This is a genomic window from Faecalibacterium sp., assembly GCF_052358865.1.
Lineage (GTDB): Bacteria > Bacillota > Clostridia > Oscillospirales > Ruminococcaceae > Faecalibacterium > Faecalibacterium butyricigenerans.
The window spans coordinates 1-3,439 of record NZ_DAWCVJ010000133.1 but is presented as its reverse complement, the minus strand read 5'-3'; the positions used below and the strand labels follow the sequence as shown (position 1 = coordinate 3,439).

General features: G+C 44.0%; 6 protein-coding genes. 2 read left to right on the top strand and 4 right to left on the bottom strand.

Features of this window, described 5'->3' with window-relative positions; translation table 11 throughout:
- Positions 1 to 146: 146 nt before the first annotated feature.
- Positions 147 to 809: a sigma-70 family RNA polymerase sigma factor gene (locus tag ACT8X9_RS13145; protein WP_444269292.1), complete on the bottom strand. Its 663-nt coding sequence runs from the start codon at positions 807 to 809 to the stop codon at positions 147 to 149.
- A gap of 408 nt (positions 810 to 1,217) precedes the next feature.
- The gene (locus ACT8X9_RS13140) at positions 1,218 to 1,424 is read right to left on the bottom strand and encodes a hypothetical protein (RefSeq protein WP_444269291.1); all 207 of its coding nucleotides are present in this window, start codon (positions 1,422 to 1,424) and stop codon (positions 1,218 to 1,220) included.
- Positions 1,425 to 1,708: 284 nt separating this feature from the next.
- On the opposite strand from ACT8X9_RS13140, the gene ACT8X9_RS13135 reads away from it, so the two are divergent.
- Complete coding sequence (locus tag ACT8X9_RS13135) at positions 1,709 to 2,110, top strand: helix-turn-helix transcriptional regulator (RefSeq protein WP_112148167.1); 402 nt, start codon at positions 1,709 to 1,711, stop codon at positions 2,108 to 2,110.
- Between the two features lie 45 nt (positions 2,111 to 2,155).
- A complete protein-coding gene (locus tag ACT8X9_RS13130) occupies positions 2,156 to 2,710 on the top strand; it encodes an ImmA/IrrE family metallo-endopeptidase (RefSeq protein WP_444269290.1) in 555 nt (184 codons plus the stop codon).
- Between the two features lie 71 nt (positions 2,711 to 2,781).
- On the opposite strand, the gene ACT8X9_RS13125 is transcribed toward ACT8X9_RS13130, so the two are convergent.
- On the bottom strand, positions 2,782 to 3,111 hold the full coding sequence (locus ACT8X9_RS13125; protein ID WP_444269289.1) for a hypothetical protein: 330 nt from the start codon (positions 3,109 to 3,111) through the stop codon (positions 2,782 to 2,784).
- Between the two features lie 71 nt (positions 3,112 to 3,182).
- Positions 3,183 to 3,439: hypothetical protein (locus ACT8X9_RS13120; protein ID WP_444269288.1), on the bottom strand; the 257-nt coding region annotated here is incomplete at its 5' end.

Here is a 3,439-nt window from a genome sequence, read left to right as displayed (position 1 = left end):
GAGATAGGCTGCAATGCAGCTTTCCAGAGAACTGCTACCAGCAAATTCGACCTCGATGGTATACTCGCCACACCTATTTATATAAGGAGAACCGCTTGCACCGTCCTTTAACCGCTGTGAGTTCTTGTTCATCTGACGTTCCCCTCTCATGCCAAACCTCCTGCTGCCAATTCATAATGTGCTTCAAAATCAAATTTCCGGCGAATCCGTTCAAGAGCCTGATTTACCGCTCTTGTTACCGACCCACGCGATATTCCCATATCGTCTGCAATTTCCTGATGGGTCTTTCCAAGAACAAACTGCTGATGGATGAGGTCACGCTGTTTATCTGTCAGAACAGCCAGCATCGCATGAACAGCTTCATTCTCAATAATCTTTTCCAACATATTGATCGTGCGGTCAGCAATCTCACTCCAGTCCTCCGATAATGCGTGGTAGGAAACGCACACATTGCTTCGCCCTGCACCCTCGCACTTTGCCTGATTATCTTCCATCTTCCGCTCACCCTCAAACAAAGCACGGATATGCCACTCGCAGTTTTCAAAATACTCTTCCTCGATCACATCGCCCTTACCCTCTGCTGCATCGTAGGCATAGTCACCACAGCAGTCATGGATATGGAACACGGTGTTTCGCTTCCCTGCAGAAAACAAAACATAACCGCTGTTGTAGACCGTTAGATGACTGCCCTGATCAAATTCCCTGCGAAGCAGCACGATACCTTCCTCGAAAAGCATCTTGGGAGAAGGAGTGCGCTTTGCATGGGAAGGTGCTTCTACCAGTTCCTTGACCTTTTTCAATGTAAGCATTTTGTCCACCTTTCTGCCTTTCGGCTTCGGGTGAACTGAAAAAAGCAGCAAAAATCGTCTCAGATTCACCCGTTTTTTTTGAACGGGAATCTAAGATTCCTCTTGCTGCTTTCTATTTGTTTGAAGTCCCTATACTAATAGGAATCCGCAAAGCCATTTTGGAATACAGTTTTTCAAAAAATTTTGAAAAATAAAAAAGCCGGAACAGGATGAACTACTTGCAGGCGCACTACTGCGCTGCATTCGCTCATTCTGTTCCGGCCTATATCACATATTGCTACGGTATCGCTCTAACAAACAGATATTGTATTGTAGACCCAAAAGAACGTCTGATGGAGCTGGTCGGCTAACTAAGTGCCGCCTAAGATTCCACCTCTGCGCTTTCAGTGTCCGATGAAGCACTATGCTTCAGGCTTCTTTCCGGCAATCCTCCGCCGTGGCAAATTCAATGTTCTTCACAGGCAGACCGTGAATGTACTCCACCAGAGATTCGGCAGAAATATAATCTTCACAGCCACCACGCTTGATCTGGAGCATATTCTTTCCATCAACGACACTGCGATTCCCGATCCGCAGCCCTTTTGGGGTGCGGATTTCATGTTCTCCGTTGCTCATCTTTTCACGGCCTCCTTTGTGTTGGTTTAAGTTTCTTCTTATCTTCTATTCAACTTCACCTTTTGAACTTCCGCTCTTTTTTCATCTTTTTCATCTTGCATATTTACGATTTTTACAGTATAATAATTCAAAAGATGATAGAATATAGCATATATTATAAGCAAGTCATATCGCCGTGTCAAGAGGAAAATGTGAAAATTTATTGCATCTTACTGATTGAATATTTACAAATTCCATTGCACATTGTTACAGCACGATAACTACTCCATAGAAAGGTTGCAAACATGAAATTTGGGGAGAAAGTTCGCGATCTACGAAAGAAACATTCTTTAACACAGGACGAATTGGCGCAATGTCTGGGTATCAACAAACGAACGATCATCGGATGGGAGCGTGATGGCCGCTATCCTCGCAGTGTTGAAATGCTCGAAAAGATGGCTGATATATTCCATGTACCTTTGACCTATTTACAGCCGGATCAGTCTTTATTTATCGAACGTGCCGCCGAAGCCTACGGAAAAAAGGGCAAAATAGAAGCCCAGCATCTCGCATTTGAGCTTACTGAGCTATTTGCCAGCGGAGAGTTGACCCCGCAGGATATGGACGGCATTATGTATGAAATGCACAAAGCCTATTTTAAGTATCGAGAACAAAAACGAGAAAAGGAACGAATCATGAACCTGTAAATCACTGTTCTATTCACTATGCCATCCCCGAAAGGAGATTACATTATGGATTCTGCATTTATTCACCAAGCTGCTAATGAACTTGTACAAAATGTCGGAACTCGCAACATTAAACAGATCGCGCGCAGTTGTAGTCTGGACATCAATGAAACATCTCGCATTAAAGATATGTTGGGTTTACTTTCGCTCTATTTTGATAAGCCACTGATCCTTATCAATCGCCAGCTGGACAAACAGACAAAGCAGATGGTGTGCGGCTATGCGCTGGGGCATTATCTGGAGCATCAGCTGCTTATGGACCTGCATACCTTAAACAAGTTTCTGACCATTAAGGATAGGCATATTCTTCTTTACGAGCATAACGCTTTCACATCCCACCTGATGCTGGACAGTGATGAGGTCTATCAAATGACGAAGCGCGGGCTGGATGCTGCTCAGATTGCCGCTGCTAAGGGAATCCACCTTAATCTGGTGCTGGTAAAACTGCTGGAACTGCATCATCTGGGGTACGATCTGCGTCACTACCACGCCCAGCACCATGCGTTTATCAAACAGTTCAACCTTCCGGTACATTTTCAGTTTGATGTTGCCGCTGGATAAACTTATGTTCTTATAACCCTAAAACCCGTAATGAACGGCGCGTTATGCCTGTCCATCACGGGTTTTTCGTGTTATTTCAGTTTTGCGAGGATTTCATCGGCACTCATGCCTTCGGCCAGCAGCTTTTTCAGAACGGACTCTGCTTCTGTCTTTTTTGCTTCTTCTGCCGCTTTGGCATCTGCCTTTGCCTTCTTCGCTTCCAGCATTGCCACTTCTTTTTCGGCCTTCTTCAGAGCAGTCTTCTTCACTTTCAGGTCAGCCTTCAAAGTGTCAATGTTGGCGGTGATGGATGCGATCTCAGTATTCAGAGATGCAACAGTTTCCTGCTTCTCTGCAATCTGGGTTGCAAAATCAGTGGTCATAGCTTTGGGCCTATTCTTGCTTCCTTTAGTTCTGGGCATAATCAATCAGCCTTTCTATTATGTATTGTGGTTTTAGTATATCACCGGTGAAAAGATGAATCAAGAACAGATTAGGTGTTAGATATTCCAAATGTCAAATTAACATGTGGTCCGGTTTTATCGTAACCAAGTTCCACTTCAGCACTCTTTTTCACCTTGGTTTTTGATGCTTTATCTGCTTCAACAAGCTTTTCCCCAAGCGGTAAGATTTGAATAGCCTTCATTGCTTCTGTAATCTCGCTTTGAGCATCGTACTTTGCAATAAATCCACAATCCTGAAGATATTGAAATGCATCTCGTACAAGATTTTCAGAGATTCCTAGGGTTT